The organism is Algoriphagus winogradskyi, from assembly GCF_900182815.1.
Taxonomy (GTDB): domain Bacteria; phylum Bacteroidota; class Bacteroidia; order Cytophagales; family Cyclobacteriaceae; genus Algoriphagus; species Algoriphagus winogradskyi.
Genome location: NZ_FXUA01000010.1, coordinates 19,002 through 34,878, shown reverse-complemented (window position 1 = coordinate 34,878; position 15,877 = coordinate 19,002). Strand labels below are relative to the sequence as shown.

Below are 15,877 nucleotides of genomic sequence, written 5' to 3'. Positions count from 1 at the left end.
GAAATTCCAAATTCATTCTACCTCTTATCCTCCCAAGGCATATAAATCACCTTTTTTGTCTCAAAAAACTCTTCTTTGAAATAGTCTTCCAAGTGATATACCACATAAGATTTACCTAGCTCCTCCATCTCCTCATCCACTTCCCCGCCTTTCAGGTAAAGAATACCGTTTGGGTATTCGTTGATATCTTCCTTACGGATTTTGTTTTTCACCCAAGGGTAAAAATTGATCATTCGGGTAACTGCTCGACTGATCACGAAGTCATATTTACGGACAAGCTGCTCCGCTCTAGCTTGCTGAGCTTCCACGTTTGTCAGCTTCAATTGTTTGACTACGTCTTTCACAACGGTAATCTTTTTCCCGATAGAATCTACCAGATGAAAATGAGTCTCAGGAAACATAATCGCCAATGGAATACCAGGGAATCCGCCTCCAGTACCAATATCTAATATCTTCGTCCCAGGCTCGAAAGGCATCACTTTCACTATTCCCAAAGAGTGGAGCACATGGTGAATGTAAAATTGCTCCATGTCCTTACGGGAAATCACGTTGATTTTGGAATTCCAATCTTCATAAAGAGCCTGAAGCTGATCAAACTGTGAAAGTTGATATTCTGTAAGATCAGGGAAATAAGATTGGATAAGTTGGGTGCCGGAATTCATTAAATGTGTTTTTGTTTGCCTGCGGCAATTTCGTAAAGTAATTCTCTTGATCTATGAAGTTGTGCCTTCACAGTTCCAAGCGGTTTTTCCAATTCCTGAGCGATTTCCTCATACGAAAGCTCGTCGAAATAGCGAAGCTGTACGAGTTTGCGGTATTTTGCAGGTAATTTATCCACGAAAATTCGAACCATTTCGATCCGTTGGGTACGAATGAATTCATCCTGAGGATTATTATCATCGTCTTCCACATCAATGGTCACGGAATTTCCTCCATCATCAGACATCGTGGTATTCAAACTCATCGTTTTGAGCTTTTTCTTTCGGATGAAGTCAATGGTATTATTCGTTGCGATTCGAAAAAGCCAAGTAGAGAAGGTATAATCTTTCTTGAATCGATGCAGATTTTTAAATGCTTTAGCGAAAGCTTCCATCGTAAGATCTTCCGCGTCGTCAGCATCCCGGATCATTTTCAAGATCATGTAATAAACGGCCTTTTTATAGCGCTTCATCAAGGAGGCATATGCTTGCTGATCTTTGTGATCTACAGCCTGATCAATTAACTCAAAGTCCTCGAGTGCTTTCTTAGAAAAACCGCGTTCATTTATTTCCATTGGATGTCTTTTGCCTGATGGGATATTGTCCCTAAAACCCAAAAATAACCTAAATACAAGAAATCAAGTATCCAGATATTTTTTGGTGGTTTAGTGCCTTGAATCTTTTTCTCAGCTGATTTGAAAATTAGCGTGAGTAGAATAGACCTCAATAGGATAATACCGAAAACAGCTGAAAAATGTTCCCAGCTTTGGGCTAAACCGAAATAAATAAGCAATCCTATCCCACCAAGCCAGAATAATGCATGTGAAAAGGAGTATAATCCAATCTTTCTCTTGTCTTCGCTCCGATAATATTTGCCCACGTGCAGGTGTCGTTTTTTCTGGGTGAGGTATTCTTTGCGGGTTTCTTTTGGTTTGGAAATCGTATTTGCTTCTGGATCTAAAATTATTGCTGTGTTGCCGCCGCTTGCATACTGATTTAGGAAAAGGTCATCATCTCCACCTTCAATATGCCAAATGCCCTTGAAGGCTTTGACGCTCATGAAAAATTCCTTCCGGTAGCAGAGATTCCTGCCGATTCCCATGAAGGGTCTTTTCCACAAACCGAAAGACATATAGTATAAGGCTGTTAACAAGGTCTCAAATTGAATCCAGTTGTTTAAGAAACCAGGTTTTTGCTCGTATCCTGAAAATCCCACTGCAAATGTTTTGTCTTGATTTCGAACTGGTGCAGTCATTTTTCTGATCCATTGATCGGTTTCTGGAATGCAATCTGCATCGGTCAGAAGTATAACGTCATTTTTGGCGACTTTAATACCTAGTGTAAGTGCATACTTTTTGGCAGTGACATGCGCTGGTGTGTATTTGATCGTAACAGAGCGAAGTTTAGGGTAAATTTCCATCATTTGCTCCAGCAGTCGCTTGGTTCTATCGGAAGATCTATCGTTGACGATCATCACATCGAAAGCAGGATAGTCTTGCTCGAAAAGCTTAGGGATGAGTGTTTTAAGATTTGCAAACTCATTGTGAGCGCAGATTACAACAGTCACTCCTTCCTCGTTTTCATTAACGGAATGCGACTGATTACCATTGTAAAAGGCTGACTTTCCAAAAATAACCAATAGGTAAACTGCTTGGATGAGGATTCCAATTCCGAAGAAAAACCAAAGTAAAAATAGGCCCATAGGTCGCTTTTGCTGAGCAAATATAAAATCAAATTCAGCAAACCATTTAAGAATAAGCGTATATTTTTGTAGGCCGAATGAGACAATGTGTAGAATGTCTCAACAGCAACCCATTAGCGATATGAAGTTTACTTTAACCCACCAAGATTCCAAGAGTAGAGCCAGAGCAGGTGTAGTGAAAACTGACCACGGTGATATTCAGACACCGATTTTTATGCCTGTAGGTACTGCGGGTTCTGTGAAGGCAGTTCATCAGCGGGAATTGGATCAGGATATCAAGGCTCAAATTATCCTTGGAAATACCTATCATTTGTATTTGAGGCCTGGGCTTGATGTGCTGGAAAAAGCTGGAGGACTTCACAAATTCAATGGTTGGGAGAAACCTATCTTGACCGATAGTGGAGGATATCAGGTTTTTTCTTTGTCAGGAACACGCAAAATCACGGAAGATGGTGTGATGTTCAAGTCTCACATTGACGGTTCCAAACATCATTTCACTCCAGAGAATGTCATGGATATTCAGCGAACGATAGGAGCCGATATCATTATGGCATTTGACGAGTGTACTCCTTATCCCTGTGAATATGGCTATGCGAGGAATTCCATGGAGATGACACATCGCTGGTTGACTCGTTGTATCGATCGATTTGATGCTACAGAAGGAAAGTATGGTTACAACCAAACGCTGTTTCCGATTGTGCAAGGCTCAGTATACAAGGATTTGCGTAAGCAAAGTGCGGAATTCATTGCTTCTACCAATCAGCAGGGGAATGCAATTGGCGGACTTTCAGTAGGCGAGCCTGCTGAAATGATGTATGAAATGACCGAATTAGTCACTGATATTTTGCCTCAGGATAAGCCTCGCTACTTGATGGGGGTTGGAACTCCCGCCAATATCCTGGAGTGTATTGCTCTTGGCGTGGATATGTTTGATTGCGTAATGCCAACACGTAATGCTCGAAATGGCATGCTATTCACCTCTGAGGGATTTATTAATATCCGAAATGAAAAGTGGAAGGAAGATTTTAGTGGAATTGATCCGGCTATTGGTGGATACGTGAGTACCTTCTATTCTAAAGCATATTTAAGGCATTTGACGATCAGCAAGGAGATCTTGGCGGCTCAAATAGCCAGTATTCATAACCTAAGTTTTTATCTTTGGCTTGTGGGCCAAGCTAGAGAACATATCCTAGCTGGTGATTTTGCCGTTTGGAAAGATCAAATGGTGAAGAAAGTGAGCACCAGACTCTAATTATGAAGCTACTCGACAAACTGATCATCAAGGATTTTCTCAAGACCTACTTTTTCGTAGTGGTAATGCTGGTCCTGGTGGTTTTGGTTTTGGATTTCACTGAAAAGAACGATACCTACATCAGGAATGAAGTTCCTTCCAGGGAGATTTTTAAATACATGATCAATTATGGGCTTTATTTGAATAACCTTCTGACCCCAATCACTGTATTTATTTCGGTTATTTTTATCACTTCCAAAATGGCTGGAAGAACGGAAATTATTGCAATACTGAGCAGTGGGGTTAGCTTTATTAGAATGCTTAGACCATTTCTCTTTGCCGCGACTATGATCGGTGGGGCTAGTTTTTTACTGAATGGCTGGGTGCTGCCAGGAGCTACTGCGGGAGTTACTGAGTTCCGCATCAATTATTTGGAAAAAGAGAAAACCACTTCAGAAGCAAATATCCACATTAAAGTAGGCGAAGAGTCATATGCGTATATCAGCCGATTTTACAACACTTCTTTGATAGGTTATTCTTTTACTTTGGAAACCATAAAAGATGGGGAGCTATTGGCTAAACTCTCTGCAGATAATATCGAGTGGGACACTGCCAAGAATGTTTGGACAATAAATAATTGGAGGCTACGCAAACTTAAAGGTAGGATAGAAGAATATACAGTTGGCGAAGAACTCGACACGATGCTCTCTATCCGGCCTGAAGACTTTGACCTGCCACCTAATCATCATGAAACCTTGAAACTTCCCGAATTAGGAAAGCAGATTAAAGTGTTGGAAGCGCGAGGAGCAGATAATGTCGGCTTTTATAAAATCGAACGCTATGTCCGTTTTATGTCCCCATTTGCGGCTATTATTTTGACTTTTATTGGAGTGATTATGTCTGCAAAGAAAACCAGAGGTGGTTCTGGATTTCAGATTGCGATGGGTTTCCTATTAGCATTTATTTATATCATCCTTTTTATTCTCTCTAGGACATTTGCAGAAAACGGAGCTACTTACCCGATTTTTGCCGTTTGGCTCCCCAATATCCTTTTTGCTTTTACAGGTCTATTACTTTATAAAACTGTCCCTCGATAAATGAACGCAACGATCAAGGATTACTTGATGCTTCATTTGATAGTACTCATTTGGGGATTTACAGCTATTCTGGGATTGCTCATTAGCTTACCTGCGATTGAGCTGGTGTTTTATAGAACCTTGATCGCATCTATAGGAGTCGCTGGACTTTTCTTGCTGAGAAAGAAAAATCTGCTGATGCCATTACCTGATATGATCAAAGTCACTGGAGTTGGCTTTGTGATCGCAATGCACTGGATTTTGTTTTTCTGGTCAGCTCGAGTTTCTACAGCTTCAGTTTGTCTGGCAGGAATGGCAACAACATCACTTTGGACTGCATTCGTAGAGCCCTTATTCAATCGCACAAAAATCAAATGGTATGAAGTAGGGCTCGGTTTGATGGTGATTTCTGGTCTTTTGGTGATTTTCAGTTTCGAGACAGGTTATTGGCTTGGGTTAAGTATGGCGCTCGCTTCATCATTTTTGGCAGCAGTTTTCTCAGTCTTAAATGGAAAGCTAGCCCACAAGCACAATCCTTATCAGATAACCTTCTTTGAGATGGCGGGTGCTTGCTTATTTACGATACTCTTTATGCCGATTTATTCCAATTTCATGACTGAAGGAGGTTTGCAGCTTACTTGGGTAGGTTACGATTGGTTTTGGTTATTTATCCTTGGGGGGATTTGTACAGTCTATGCATTCTCAGTTTCGGTAGAATTGATGAAGCGACTTTCTGTCTTTTCAATCAATCTGACCATTAACTTAGAGCCTGTATACGGTATTATTCTGGCTGTATTGATTTTTGGGGAAAGCGAAAAAATGACTCCTCAATTTTATGTAGGAACGGCGATAATTCTGGTGTCGGTGCTTACTTATCCCGTATTGAATTACTTGAATAAAAGGAGGAAGCCAGTACGGCCGTTGGGGTGAATTATTCCTCGGGATCATCTATTCGCCTTAAATAACCTCTAGGCCTTCATTCGCCATTGATATCACAATGTTTTGATGCGTAGCTTAATCAACGGAGATAAAATATAGCTGTTTCTTAAAGTCCTGAGTATTAAAATCAGGATTTGCTTTAGTTTGATTTTGCTTTTTAGCTTTTGAAAAAGCCTTATTGAAGTGCTTTATTTGATTAATAGAATTTAGTTTTTTAGTTGATTCGAAGTCGTAATTGCTTAGAATGCTAAGCTATACCAACTGGCTTTCAAATACGAAGAACTTATTGTCCCAATCAATTTGAGTTGGCTTTTCCTCAAATAAGCCAAACACAGAAGAACCTGAGCCGGACATTGCTGCGTAATAAGCTCCATTTTCATACAGTTTATCTTTTACCCTCGCGATTTCGGGATGATTGGGGAATATGCTCGCTTCAAAGTCATTTACAAGTTCATCTTTCCATCGTCTCTTATCAGCCAGAACTTCTCCGAGTTTCACTTTTGGCGCACTTGGAGTGACGCCAGCGTAAGCTTCTTTTGTGCCGATATGAATCCCGGGATTTATTAAAACCAAATGATTCCCTTTTAAATTTACCGCTATAGGTTCCAGAATTTCTCCTCTCCCAGTTGCAATTTTTGGTGTGTTTTCAATGAAAAACGCACAATCACTCCCAAGTTGAGCAGCATATTCCTCCAGGAAGAACTCATCAAGAATCAGATCAAATAGATTATTCATTAAGGTCAGTGCAAATGCTGCATCAGCAGAGCCTCCGCCTAATCCAGCTCCCATCGGGATATTTTTATGCAGATGAATACTTAAGTGAGGAAGATTAGGGAAATCCTTCTTTAAAAGCTGGTAGGCCTTTAGAATAAGATTATCCTTTTTATCGCCGGGGATGTTGAGACCAGAGCTTTCAAAAGTTGTTTTCTTATTGTCAATAATCATTTCCAAGGCATCAAAAAGCGGAATTGGGATCATACAGGTCTCAATATCATGGTATCCATCTTTTCTTTTGGCGGTGATGTGAAGCCCTAGGTTAATCTTAGCGTTTGGAAATGAAATCATTGGAATTATGTTTGGTCAAAATTAGAATAAATTTCAGAGGGGAAAGACTTTTCCTTTATTGAGAATTCGGTAAAAAATTTAGCATTTATTGAAGTAATTATGATATATCATTTTTCTTATTAAAAAAAAGAGAATAACTTTTGATAAATATTGAAGAAATCGGAAATCAGTACAAAATTTTGAAAATCGAAATTTTCAACAAATCATTTGCTGAAATACAGGGGTAAAGTGAGGGTTTTGAAAATTTATATTTTGAAAAAATAAATTTTGCATACATTTTTCAACTGAGATAGATGAAAAATGTAAAATTAAATATTGTAAGTCTCAAAATTCGGTTTTAAGTTTGTCCTACACTTCAACATAGAGTTGGGGGAAGTCTCAAAAAATAGTATGTATAAAGTAGTCATTTTGCTAAGCGTCATTATTCTCATTAGATTTTAATGTGAGGCACTAGACTATTATTTATAATGAAATAAAAAACATCTAAAGTGCCTCACTAAGCTGAGGCACTTTTTTTTATACCCATTAAAATATGACCCTGAAAAAATACAGTTGGGAGATAAGTGACAATCCTGAGCATCCAGCAGGAATGGCAATGTTGTATGCCACTGGGATGAGTGATAAAAAGATGAAACAGCCTTTTGTAGGGGTGGCCAGTTGTGGCTATGAAAGTAACCCCTGCAATATGCATCTTAACGACTTTGCCGGTCTGATCAAGGAGTCTTCACAAGACCATGATCTGACCGGTTTAATTTTTAATACCATTGGGATTTCTGATGGAACTTCAATGGGGACGCTGGGAATGCGCTATTCCTTGGTCTCAAGAGAGATAATAGCGGATTCAATTGAGTCTTTTATTCTTGGGCACTCTTTTGATGGCTGTGTGGCTGTGGCAGGTTGCGACAAGAACATGCCAGGAGCCGTGATGGGAATGCTTCGTATAGACAGGCCCTCTATCATGGTTTACGGAGGTACGATAGCTTCAGGTAATTATAAAGGAGAAAAGCTGAATATCGTCTCGGCTTTCGAAGCTTTTGGTAAACGAGTAAATGGAAATATCTCTGACGAAGATTACGATGGCGTAATCCGAAATGCTTGCCCTGGTGCCGGTGCTTGTGGTGGGATGTACACAGCCAACACTATGTCTTCGGCAATAGAAGCATTGGGAATGTCTTTACCTTATTCTGCATCTAATCCGGCAAACTCTCCTGAGAAGCTTCAGGAATGCCGAGATGTCAATAAGTACATGAGAATACTTCTGGAGAAAGATATCAAACCAAGTGATATCGTTACTAGAAAAAGCATAGAGAATGCAGTGACTGTTGCTATAGCCTTAGGTGGAAGTACCAATGCTGTAATGCACATCATAGCGATCGCTAGAACAGCTGGGGTTGATTTTACCATAAATGACTTCAAAGCGATAAATGCAAAAACCCCAATGATCGGTGACTTCAAGCCATCCGGCAAATTCATGATGGAAGACCTGCATGAGCAAGGTGGAGTTCCGGCATTTATGAAATACATGTTGCAAAATGGATTTATCCATGGAGACTGTCTCACCGTGACAGGAAAAACTGTAGAAGAGAATTTAAAAGATATAGCACCGGTGACCGTTTCTATGGTGAATGTCATTCATCCATTGGAGACTCCTATAAAAGCAACTGGGCACCTTTGCATTTTGGATGGTAATTTGGCTCCAGAAGGAGCTGTCGCCAAAATTACAGGAAAAGAAGGAAGTTCGTTTACAGGTCCAGCTCATGTGTTTGACTCCGAGCAGGAAGCAAATGACGCCATTCGTGATCATAAAGTACAAAAAGGTGAAGTGCTTGTCATTAGAAATATAGGTCCAAAAGGTGGTCCGGGAATGCCGGAAATGTTGAAGCCTACTTCTATGATTATCGGTGCTGGGTTGGGTTCTGACGTGGCGTTGATTACCGACGGAAGGTTCTCAGGAGGCACGCACGGTTTTGTCGTTGGACATGTGACCCCAGAGGCATGGTCTGGTGGACCAATTGGACTCGTCCAAAATGGAGATATCATAACCATCGATGCTGATGGCTTAAAACTTTCAGTCGCAGTATCTGATGCAGAATTAGCAGAAAGAAAGAAATCCTGGAAACAGAAAGAAATGCCTGAATTACAGGGGACATTAAAGAAATACAACAAATTAGTATCTACCGCATCCGAAGGTTGCGTAACAGACAAATTCTAAGCCCATGAAGGATTCAATGATAAGAGGTGCTGACATCGTTGTCAGATCGCTCATTGCCGAGAATGCGGAAATAATCTTCGGGTATCCCGGAGGAGCAATAATGCCCGTATACGACGCATTGCATGATTATCACGACCAGTTAAGACATGTATTAACTCGCCATGAGCAAGGAGCAATCCATGCAGCTCAGGGGTATGCTCGTGTGTCTGGAAAAGTCGGCGTCTGTATTGCTACTTCTGGTCCTGGTGCCACGAATTTGATTACAGGTCTTGCGGATGCACAGATTGACAGCACTCCTTTGGTATGCATTACCGGGCAAGTTGCCTCACATCTTTTAGGAACTGATGCTTTTCAGGAGACTGATGTAGTCGGCATCTCAATGCCGGGTACCAAGTGGAATATCCAAGTCAGGAGAGTAGAAGATATCGCTCCTGCTATCGCAAAAGGATTTTATATCGCAAAATCTGGAAGACCAGGGCCGGTTTTGATTGATATCACCAAAGATGCTCAGACGAATTTTGGGGATTTTAATTATGAGCCTTGCTTAGGATTTAGATCTTACAGAACGCATATTCCTATTGAAAAATCTGCAATTCAGGAAGCCGCTTTCTTGATCAATATGGCTAAGAGACCCTATGTTCTTTTTGGACAGGGCGTGGTACTTGGCGGAGCCGAAACTGAATTGAAAGCATTTTTGGAAAAATCTGGTATTCCTGCTGCATGCACCTTATTAGGGTCGGGCGCCTTGTCTGAAGATCATCCAAACTATGTGGGGAAACTTGGCATGCATGGAAACTATGCCCCAAACATGCTAACTAATCAGTGTGATATTTTGATCGCAGTGGGAATGAGATTTGATGACCGGGTGACCGGAGATCTAAAGCGGTACGCGAAGCAGGCTAAAGTGATCCACCTGGAACTTGATCCGGCAGAAATCAATAAAAATGTGAAATGTGAAGTTGCTGTATTAGGCAGCTGTAAGGATAGCTTGGCATTATTGACTGCCGCTGTGAATAAAAACACCTATCCGGATTGGATGGCAAAATTCAAAGAATTGTCAGATCAGGAGAAAGCAACAGTCATCGATCCTGATTTGACACCGACCAAGCCTGGATTGACCATGGGTGAAGTAATTCATCAGGTTAATAAATACAAAGCTGATGATGCGATCCTAGTCACTGACGTAGGCCAGCACCAAATGATCTCTTGGAGATATTTCAATTACAAGAAACCACGGACACAAGTGACTTCTGGAGGCTTAGGAACTATGGGTTTTGCCCTTCCAGCAGCTCTAGGAGCCCAGATGTATGATTTCTCCAGACAGGTAATCTGTGTAGTAGGAGATGGAGGTATCCAGATGACGATCCAGGAATTGGGTACCATTATGCAGACCAAGGCTCCAGTGAAGATTGTGTTACTTAACAATAATTTTCTTGGAATGGTAAGACAGTGGCAGCAAATGTTCTTTGACAAGCGCTACTCTTTTACCGAACTTGATAATCCTGATTTCATCAAAATAGCAGAGGCATATAATATTCAAGCGCAGAAAGTTTCCGTCAGGGATGATCTGCAAGAAGCTATAGAAGATATGCTGATTCACGATGGACCTTATTTCCTCGAAGTGGTAGTAGAAAAAGAAGACAATGTATTCCCCATGATTGCCACTGGCTGTTCAGTGGAAGAGGTTAGACTTAGCTAAACCAACCCTAAATGAAACGATATACCATATTCGTTATTACCGAAAATTTCATCGGTATTCTTAATCGCATCACCATTATTTTTACCCGTAGAGGTATCAATATCGATGCACTCACAGCTTCAGAGAGCCGCTTGGAAGGAATCCATCGGATCACCATCGAAGTCACCGCTTCTGAGGATACCGTGATACAGCTGGTCAATCAGATAGAAAAGATCATTGACGTGATCAAGGCTTTTTACCATGAAGATGAAAGCGTAGTCTATCAGGAAATAGCATTGTACAAAATACCAGTGTCCAGACTGGATGCAGGACTGGAGAAAATCATCCGTCAGCACAATGCGAAAATCATTGCCGCAGAACCTGATTTTGTGGTATTGGAACTATCCGGCCACAAAGAGCAAACGCAGGAGCTACTGGAAATTTTAAAAGGCTATGGTCTTCTGGAATTTGCTAGATCAGGCAGAGTAGCTGTTGCAAAGAGAATGCTCACGATTGACAGTTTTGTCAAATAATAATAAACCAATAAAAAGGCTTCCTCTGGAACCTATCAAACACTAGTAATAAATAAAAAACAGATGAAATTAAAATTCGGCTCAACAGAAGAAAACGTAGTAACTAGGGAAGAATTTCCACTGGAAAAAGCAAGAGAAGTACTCAAAGACGAAGTGATCGCGGTATTAGGTTACGGTGTACAAGGTCCTGGTCAGGCACTTAACTTGAAAGACAACGGGTTCAACGTGATTGTAGGTCAGCGTAAAGGCTCCAAGACTTGGGATAAAGCTGTAGCTGATGGCTGGGTTCCTGGCGAAACACTTTTCGAACTGGAAGAAGCATGCGAGAAAGGTACTATCCTTCAGTTCCTACTTTCTGATGCAGGCCAGATCGCTCTTTGGCCAACAGTTAAAAAACACCTTACTCCTGGAAAGGCATTGTATTTCTCTCATGGCTTCGGTGTGACTTATAAAGAAAAAACAGGTATCGTCCCTCCAGCTGACGTAGATGTGATCTTGGTAGCTCCAAAAGGTTCTGGTACATCTTTGAGAAGAATGTTTGTAGAAGGTAGAGGATTGAACTCTTCTTATGCAATCTATCAGGATGGAACTGGTAAGGCAAAAGACCGGGTTGTAGCTCTAGGTATTGGCGTAGGATCTGGATATTTGTTCGAAACAGACTTCTATCGTGAAGTAACCTCTGATTTGACTGGCGAAAGAGGTACCTTGATGGGCGCTATCCAAGGTATATTTGCAGCTCAGTACGAAGTATTGAGATCAAATGGTCACACTCCTTCTGAAGCTTTCAACGAAACCGTGGAAGAATTGACCCAGTCATTGATGCCATTGGTCGCTGAAAACGGAATGGACTGGATGTATGCTAACTGCTCTACTACAGCTCAAAGAGGTGCTTTGGATTGGTGGAAACCTTTCAGAGATGCTACTAAGCCGGTATTTGAAGAACTATACAACAGTGTAAAAACAGGTCAAGAGGCTCAGAAGTCTATTGACTCTAACTCTAAAGAAGATTACCGAGTGAAACTGGAAGCTGAATTGAAAGAATTGAGAGATTCTGAAATGTGGCAGGCAGGTGCTGTCGTCCGTCAGTTGAGACCAGAAAATAACTAATACAAAACCCCCAAGAATTATGAGTGAGAAGCTATGGATATTTGACACTACCCTGAGAGATGGGGAGCAAGTACCCGGGTGTCAGCTGAATACCCAGGAGAAAATTGTGGTAGCAAAAGCGCTGGAAGAACTAGGTGTAGATATTATCGAAGCCGGCTTTCCAATTTCAAGTCCAGGAGATTTCAATTCTGTACTTGAGATTTCAAAGGCAGTTTCTAACCCGATTATCTGCGCCCTTTCCAGAGCTGTAGAAAAAGATATCGAAGTAGCGGCTCAATCCCTCAAATTCGCGAAGAAGGGTCGTATTCATACTGGAATCGGTGTTTCACCATATCATATTCAATATAAACTGCGCTCCACTCCCGAGGATATTATTGCTCGGGGTGTAGCTGCAGTGAAGTTTGCAAGACGGTTTGTAGACGATGTGGAATTTTACGCTGAAGATGCCGGTAGAGCTGACCCTGATTTCTTGAATAAAATAATCGAGGAGGTGATCAAAGCAGGAGCAACTGTGGTAAATATTCCAGATACGACAGGATATACACTTCCTGAGCAATACGGTGCTATCATTGCTAGCCTGAAGAATAATGTACCAAATATTGACAAAGCAATCATTGCTACACATTGTCATAATGACCTTGGTATGGCTACTGCTAACACTGTTTCAGGTGTTCAGCATGGAGCGCGTCAGGTGGAAGTAACTATCAATGGTATCGGTGAGCGTGCGGGAAATACCTCCCTGGAAGAAGTGGTTATGGCAATTAAATGTCATAAAACCATCGAGGTACATACTGATATCGTAACCCCAAGAATTTACAACACCAGTCGCCTGATTTCTAAATTGATGAATATGCCAGTACAGCCAAATAAGGCTATTGTTGGCAGAAATGCATTTGCACATTCATCAGGAATTCACCAGGATGGTGTATTGAAGCACAGAGAAAATTACGAAATCATTGATCCTAAAGATGTGGGTGTCGGTGAGTCAACAATTGTGTTGACAGCAAGATCCGGAAGAGCTGCTCTGAAGCACCATTTGGATGCTTTGGGTGTAGAATTGGAAGGTGAGGCACTTCGTGAAGTGTATGAAGAATTCTTGATTTTGGCTGATAGCAAGCGCGATATAGGCCGTAAAGACCTGATGGGTTTGGTTGGTAAGTTTGTGACTGATTCCAATTTTATTGAATTGGGTAAAGTTACTTATTCATCAAATGGCTCAATTCAAGCTCAGGTAGAAATGAAAATCGGAGACGAATCCCACACGTCTACTGCAAGCGGAAATGGTCCTGTAGATGCAGTTCTGAAGGCTATTGACAAAATCGCCAAGCCAGCCGTAGAATTAGAAGAATTCCTTATTCAGGCCATCACTCACGGCAGTGATGATGTGGCAAAAGTTCATATGAGATTAATCAAAGGAGACAAACCTTACTATGGTTTTGCCTCACATACAGACATCGTATTGGCTTCAGCTCAGGCCTTTGTAGATGCACTCAATAAAATCCCGGTCAAAGAATACGCGACCGCTTAATTATGGAAAAGACAACATTATTTGATAAAATCTGGGATGCTCACGTCGTGAAATCCGTTCCCTCTGGTCCAGATGTATTCTTCATCGATAAGCATTTTATCCATGAAGTAACTTCTCCAGTCGCTTTTCTAAACTTGGAAAAGCGTGGAATTGGAGTGAAAAACCCAAGCCGAACAGTAGCTACTCCAGATCACAACGTACCTACAGTCGATCAGGATAAAACAATTAAGGACAAGCTTTCACGCATGCAAGTAGAAAGACTTCGTGAGAACTGTGCCAAATACGGCATCGAACTACACGATTTGGGCTCTGCTCATCATGGGATTGTTCACGTGATTGGACCGGAATTGGGAATCACCCAACCAGGGATGACGATCGTTTGTGGTGATAGCCACACATCTACTCACGGTGCTTTTGGAGCTATTGCTTTCGGCATAGGTACTTCAGAAGTGGAGATGGTTTTGGCGACGCAGTGTATCATGCAGTCCAAGGCTAAGAAAATGAGAATCACCATCGATGGCGTAGCTGGACCAGGTGTAACTTCCAAAGACTTGATACTTTATGTAATTGCACAGATTTCGGCGGCAGGTGCTACTGGGTACTTCGTGGAATATGCTGGATCAGCGATCCAAAGTCTTTCCATGGAAGCTAGAATGACGGTTTGTAACATGTCTATCGAAATGGGAGCACGTGGAGGTTTGATCGCTCCTGATGAAACTACTTTCGAATACTTAAAGGGAAAAGAATACGCTCCAAAAGGCGAAGATTGGGACAAAGCTGTAGCTCACTGGAAAACTTTGAAAACAGACGAAGGTGCTGTTTTCGATAAGGAGTATCACTTCGATGCTGCGGATATCGAACCGATGATTACCTACGGTACCAATCCAGGCATGGGAATCAAAGTGAAGGGAAATATTCCTACCACTGAAGGCATGGAAGGAAGCAATAAATCTTCTTACCTGAAGTCTTTGGCTTACATGGGCTTCGAGCCAGGTGAAGCTATCAAGGGTAAAAAAGTTGACTTCGTATTCGTAGGGTCTTGTACCAATGGACGTATTGAAGATATCCGTTCTGTGGCGGCTTATGTAAAGGGTCACAAAAAAGCTGACAACATCACTGCTTGGATCGTTCCAGGTTCTCGCGAAGTTGAGAAAATGGCACATGAAGAAGGTTTGGTTAAAATCTTGGAAGAAGCTGGATTCGAACTTCGTCAGCCGGGCTGTTCAGCTTGTCTAGCGATGAACGATGATAAGATTCCTTCTGGTAAATATGCAGTATCTACTTCCAATAGAAACTTCGAAGGCCGTCAGGGACCTGGAGCAAGAACAATGCTCGCATCTCCTTTGACCGTAGCAGCAGTAGCCATTGCCGGTGAAATCTGCGATCCAAGAGAAGTTTTTCAAAATTAAAAATACGAAGTCAGAAATGGGAAGTAAGAATTTGAATCGGTAAGTAAAGTTTATGAACGATCAAATTTTCCAATTTTCCAATTTTCCAATCTTTCAATTAAAATAAAATGGCTTACGATAAATTTACTGTTCTCACGAGCACTGCGGTTCCATTACCGACAGACAATGTGGATACAGATCAGATCATCCCAGCTCGATTCCTTAAGGCTACAGAGCGTGAAGGTTTCGGTGACAATCTTTTCCGTGACTGGAGATATGATGTAGAAGGCAATCCTAAAAAGGATTTTGTCCTGAACGACCCTACTTACAGCGGTAAAATCTTGGTTTCAGGAAGGAACTTCGGTTCTGGATCCAGCAGAGAACACGCCGTTTGGGCTATTTACGATTACGGCTTCAGATGTGTGGTTTCAAGCTTTTTCGCAGACATCTTCAAAAATAACTGTCTAAATATCGGTGTTTTGCCAGTGACAGTTTCCCCGGAATTTGCCGATAAATTACTGGAAACCATCACTGCAAATCCTGAAACTACGATTACTGTAGACATTCCTAGTCAGAAGATTACTTTGGACTCCACTGGAGAATCCGAATCTTTTGACATCAATGAATACAAAAAAGACAACATGCAAAATGGCTTTGACGATATCGACTATTTACTGAATATGTCAGATGAAATCGATGCTTTTGCTGCTAACAAATAAG

14 protein-coding genes are annotated in these 15,877 nt (G+C 41.4%); 10 read left to right on the top strand and 4 right to left on the bottom strand.

Annotated features, from left to right (window positions below; genetic code table 11):
* Positions 1-17: 17 nt before the first annotated feature.
* Genes rsmG through QOL76_RS19565 form a run of 3 tightly spaced genes read right to left on the bottom strand, consistent with a single transcriptional unit; the run spans position 18 to position 2,400 of the window.
* Entirely contained in the window at positions 18-662 is a 645-nt protein-coding gene (gene rsmG, locus QOL76_RS19575) for a 16S rRNA (guanine(527)-N(7))-methyltransferase RsmG (protein WP_283414654.1), read from the bottom strand.
* Positions 662-1,273, bottom strand: a complete 612-nt coding sequence (locus QOL76_RS19570) for an RNA polymerase sigma factor (RefSeq protein WP_283414653.1) — start codon at positions 1,271-1,273, stop codon at positions 662-664. Before QOL76_RS19570 ends, rsmG begins: the two co-directional genes overlap by 1 nt.
* Positions 1,264-2,400: a glycosyltransferase gene (locus QOL76_RS19565; protein ID WP_283414652.1), complete on the bottom strand. Its 1,137-nt coding sequence runs from the start codon at positions 2,398-2,400 to the stop codon at positions 1,264-1,266. The genes QOL76_RS19570 and QOL76_RS19565 overlap by 10 nt, the downstream gene beginning before the upstream one ends.
* A 121-nt stretch (positions 2,401-2,521) precedes the next feature.
* On the opposite strand from QOL76_RS19565, the gene tgt reads away from it, so the two are divergent.
* Genes tgt through QOL76_RS19550 form a run of 3 tightly spaced genes read left to right on the top strand, consistent with a single transcriptional unit; the run spans position 2,522 to position 5,637 of the window.
* Positions 2,522-3,652, top strand: coding sequence for a tRNA guanosine(34) transglycosylase Tgt (gene tgt / locus QOL76_RS19560; protein ID WP_283414651.1), 1,131 nt, complete (start codon positions 2,522-2,524; stop codon positions 3,650-3,652).
* Between the two features lie 2 nt (positions 3,653-3,654).
* Complete coding sequence (locus QOL76_RS19555; protein WP_283414650.1) at positions 3,655-4,728, top strand: LptF/LptG family permease; 1,074 nt, start codon at positions 3,655-3,657, stop codon at positions 4,726-4,728.
* Positions 4,729-5,637 (top strand): DMT family transporter, encoded by a 909-nt coding sequence (locus QOL76_RS19550; protein WP_283414649.1) that lies wholly within the window; start codon positions 4,729-4,731, stop codon positions 5,635-5,637.
* A gap of 261 nt (positions 5,638-5,898) precedes the next feature.
* Here the strand turns inward: QOL76_RS19550 and ispE are convergent, their stop codons facing one another.
* Positions 5,899-6,711, bottom strand: coding sequence for a 4-(cytidine 5'-diphospho)-2-C-methyl-D-erythritol kinase (gene ispE / locus QOL76_RS19545; RefSeq protein WP_283414648.1), 813 nt, complete (start codon positions 6,709-6,711; stop codon positions 5,899-5,901).
* Between the two features lie 532 nt (positions 6,712-7,243).
* On the opposite strand from ispE, the gene ilvD reads away from it, so the two are divergent.
* The 7 genes from ilvD (at position 7,244) to leuD (ending at position 15,876) form a co-directional block, all read left to right on the top strand.
* On the top strand, positions 7,244-8,923 hold the full coding sequence (gene ilvD / locus QOL76_RS19540; protein WP_283414647.1) for a dihydroxy-acid dehydratase: 1,680 nt from the start codon (positions 7,244-7,246) through the stop codon (positions 8,921-8,923).
* A 4-nt stretch (positions 8,924-8,927) separates the two neighbouring features.
* The gene (gene ilvB, locus QOL76_RS19535; protein WP_283414646.1) at positions 8,928-10,622 is read left to right on the top strand and encodes a biosynthetic-type acetolactate synthase large subunit; all 1,695 of its coding nucleotides are present in this window, start codon (positions 8,928-8,930) and stop codon (positions 10,620-10,622) included.
* Positions 10,623-10,633: 11 nt separating this feature from the next.
* A complete protein-coding gene (gene ilvN, locus QOL76_RS19530; RefSeq protein WP_283414645.1) occupies positions 10,634-11,134 on the top strand; it encodes an acetolactate synthase small subunit in 501 nt (166 codons plus the stop codon).
* A 63-nt stretch (positions 11,135-11,197) separates the two neighbouring features.
* A complete protein-coding gene (gene ilvC / locus QOL76_RS19525) occupies positions 11,198-12,241 on the top strand; it encodes a ketol-acid reductoisomerase (RefSeq protein WP_283414644.1) in 1,044 nt (347 codons plus the stop codon).
* A 19-nt stretch (positions 12,242-12,260) separates the two neighbouring features.
* Complete coding sequence (locus QOL76_RS19520; protein ID WP_283414643.1) at positions 12,261-13,769, top strand: 2-isopropylmalate synthase; 1,509 nt, start codon at positions 12,261-12,263, stop codon at positions 13,767-13,769.
* A gap of 2 nt (positions 13,770-13,771) precedes the next feature.
* Entirely contained in the window at positions 13,772-15,178 is a 1,407-nt protein-coding gene (gene leuC, locus QOL76_RS19515; RefSeq protein WP_283414642.1) for a 3-isopropylmalate dehydratase large subunit, read from the top strand.
* A gap of 107 nt (positions 15,179-15,285) precedes the next feature.
* Entirely contained in the window at positions 15,286-15,876 is a 591-nt protein-coding gene (gene leuD / locus QOL76_RS19510; protein ID WP_283414641.1) for a 3-isopropylmalate dehydratase small subunit, read from the top strand.
* The last annotated feature ends 1 nt before the right edge of the window (position 15,877 follow it).

Excerpts from the sequence above, each read along its gene's own strand:
- ilvN (WP_283414645.1), top strand. The coding sequence starts at position 10,634 with ATGAAACGATATACCATATTCGTTATTACCGAAAATTTCATCGGTATT.
- QOL76_RS19555 (WP_283414650.1), top strand. The coding sequence starts at position 3,655 with ATGAAGCTACTCGACAAACTGATCATCAAGGATTTTCTCAAGACCTAC.
- rsmG (WP_283414654.1), bottom strand. The coding sequence starts at position 662 with ATGAATTCCGGCACCCAACTTATCCAATCTTATTTCCCTGATCTTACA.
- ispE (WP_283414648.1), bottom strand. The coding sequence starts at position 6,711 with ATGATTTCATTTCCAAACGCTAAGATTAACCTAGGGCTTCACATCACC.
- leuC (WP_283414642.1), top strand. The coding sequence starts at position 13,772 with ATGGAAAAGACAACATTATTTGATAAAATCTGGGATGCTCACGTCGTG.
- QOL76_RS19520 (WP_283414643.1), top strand. The coding sequence starts at position 12,261 with ATGAGTGAGAAGCTATGGATATTTGACACTACCCTGAGAGATGGGGAG.
- QOL76_RS19565 (WP_283414652.1), bottom strand. The coding sequence starts at position 2,400 with ATGGGCCTATTTTTACTTTGGTTTTTCTTCGGAATTGGAATCCTCATC.
- QOL76_RS19550 (WP_283414649.1), top strand. The coding sequence starts at position 4,729 with ATGAACGCAACGATCAAGGATTACTTGATGCTTCATTTGATAGTACTC.
- ilvC (WP_283414644.1), top strand. The coding sequence starts at position 11,198 with ATGAAATTAAAATTCGGCTCAACAGAAGAAAACGTAGTAACTAGGGAA.
- leuD (WP_283414641.1), top strand. The coding sequence starts at position 15,286 with ATGGCTTACGATAAATTTACTGTTCTCACGAGCACTGCGGTTCCATTA.
- ilvD (WP_283414647.1), top strand. The coding sequence starts at position 7,244 with ATGACCCTGAAAAAATACAGTTGGGAGATAAGTGACAATCCTGAGCAT.
- tgt (WP_283414651.1), top strand. The coding sequence starts at position 2,522 with ATGAAGTTTACTTTAACCCACCAAGATTCCAAGAGTAGAGCCAGAGCA.
- QOL76_RS19570 (WP_283414653.1), bottom strand. The coding sequence starts at position 1,273 with ATGGAAATAAATGAACGCGGTTTTTCTAAGAAAGCACTCGAGGACTTT.
- ilvB (WP_283414646.1), top strand. The coding sequence starts at position 8,928 with ATGAAGGATTCAATGATAAGAGGTGCTGACATCGTTGTCAGATCGCTC.